The organism is Campylobacter sp. 107, from assembly GCF_002383835.1.
GTDB lineage: Bacteria > Campylobacterota > Campylobacteria > Campylobacterales > Campylobacteraceae > Campylobacter_D > Campylobacter_D jejuni.
The window spans coordinates 1-2,155 of sequence record NZ_NXBA01000005.1 but is presented as its reverse complement, the minus strand read 5'-3'; the positions used below and the strand labels follow the sequence as shown (position 1 = coordinate 2,155).

Here is a 2,155-nt window from a genome sequence, read left to right as displayed (position 1 = left end):
TTATGGTTGATAAAATCAAAGAATGAAGTTAAACCTGTTTGGATAGCTGCAAGTGGGGAGAGGCTTCTGCTGATTAAAAATCTAATCAAGATTAAAGCTATGATTATAGCTATAATACCGACTATAACTTGTTTCATTAAAATGGAATTAACAGCGGAAGTATAGTTACTATCTAAAGTTACAGCACAAATACGATATAATCCATTGGAACTTGTATCGCACATTGTTTCATATTTGATACCTTTATCATCAAATACAGGAAAAAGAATATCTCTCTTATTTAGATCTATATATTCAGGGTTTTCTTTTATGGCGTTAGCAATATTAACGCTTAAAGTGTTTTTTGTTAAAATTCTATCAAGCACTTCGTGAAAAATAATTCTTCCTTCAGAGTCATAAACAGCAGCATAAGTAGTTGATGAGTGTCCTAAAGATAATACATCTTTGGAAAATTTATCTAGATTGTAATCGCCTCCAACGAAAGCTATAAGTTGATTATTTTTATAAATAGGGGAAACATAAGTTATACCAATCTCTTGATCTATAGGGGATTTATATGGTTGAGTTATTGTGATGCCTTTGTTATTTTTTGCTTCTTGATACCAAATTTGTTTTGTAATGTCAAAATTTGATTTTTTATCTAAAATTGTTCCATTTGACAAAAGCATTTTGTTGTTTTTATCAAACGCAATAAAAACAATATCAAAATCAAACGCCTTCTTAAAAGAATCTAGAAGCAGTGAAATATTTTCATCTTCTATTTTTTTAGCACTTTCATATGCTAGAACCTCTATAGCTTTTTGCTTGCTTTTGGAATAGTTTTCAAAAGTTACTTTAACATCATCCATAGTTTTTAATTGATTTTCTTTTAGCAATTCATATGTGTGATTTTTGGCATCAAAGTAACTAACGGTACTTGTGATTGCTAAAATTAATACAACTAAAATTCCAACCCACAGTGTAAGTTTGACTGAAACTCCAACGGATTTGCCTGAATTCATTTTTTGCATTATAACTCCTATATTTATATTTTGGAAATAAAATTATTATTATAGCAGAAATATAGAGAAAGAAATGCATAAAAATGAACTTTTTTACATAAATATTCTTAAAAATTTTAGTATTTTTTATACTTTTTGCCATTTATTAACTTTTTACATATATATAATTATATATTAAGAATTAATAAATGCAATTTACATTTGAACAAATTTTTATCGCAATGCTATTGACTCTTTTTGCAGGTTTTTCTACGGCTATAGGTTCTATAATAGCCTTTTTTTCTAGAAAAGATGATTTAAGGGTGCTTTCTTTAGGGCTTGGTTTTTCAGCTGGAGTAATGATATACATTTCTTTTATGGAAATTTTACCCACTGCTCTTAAAGATTTTAAAAATTATTATAATTCACATTGGGCCGAACTTTTAGGATTGGCTTGTTTTTTTGGTGGGATTTTAATATCTTTATTGATTGATAAATTAATCCCTGAAGATGTTAATCCTCATGATTTTAAAGAAAATTTAAGTGAGTTAAAAATTTGCCCCTTACCTCAAAAAGGACAAAATACTCCAAAATTTCATTCTGGAGAAAAATTACATCAGATTAATACCAAAGCTTTAAAACGCACAGGGATTTTTACGGCTTTGGCTATTGCGATACATAATTTTCCAGAAGGTTTTGCTACTTTTATTTCAAGTCTTGATAATCTTACTTTAGGAATTGCTATAGCTATAGCTGTAGCTATACACAATATCCCGGAAGGTTTGGCTGTAAGTTTGCCAATTTATCATGCTACAGGAGATAAGAAGAAAGCTTTTATTTACTCAACTCTTTCAGGTTTTGCAGAGCCTTTAGGTGCTTTTGTTGGAGCTTTGATTTTATTGCCTTTTATAGGCGATCTTACTTTAGCTATAAGTTTTGCTATAATTGCGGGAATTATGATCTTTATATCCCTTGATGAACTTCTGCCTGCTGCAAAAACTTATGATAAGGCTCATGATAGTTTGTATGGAGTTATAGCGGGAATGATGATAATGGCTTTAAGTTTAAATTTACTTGAATATTGAAAATTATTTTTTGTTTTTAAGTGTTTATTTATAAAATATACAAAATCATAGCATAAATTTTTAAAATTCAAGCCCAAAGAAAGGGCTTGA

Annotated in this window: 2 protein-coding genes; one reads left to right on the top strand and one right to left on the bottom strand. The window is 28.9% G+C overall.

Annotated features, from left to right (window positions below; genetic code table 11):
- A partial coding sequence (locus BGS40_RS00030) for a cache domain-containing protein (protein ID WP_180753089.1) occupies positions 1-1,010 on the bottom strand: 1,010 nt, incomplete at its 3' end.
- Positions 1,011-1,189: 179 nt separating this feature from the next.
- On the opposite strand from BGS40_RS00030, the gene zupT reads away from it, so the two are divergent.
- Positions 1,190-2,065, top strand: coding sequence for a zinc transporter ZupT (zupT, locus tag BGS40_RS00025; protein ID WP_096738194.1), 876 nt, complete (start codon positions 1,190-1,192; stop codon positions 2,063-2,065).
- The last annotated feature ends 90 nt before the right edge of the window (positions 2,066-2,155 follow it).

Bases quoted from the DNA above. Each gene is read 5' to 3' on its own strand.
- zupT (WP_096738194.1), top strand. From the start codon at position 1,190: ATGCAATTTACATTTGAACAAATTTTTATCGCAATGCTATTGACTCTT.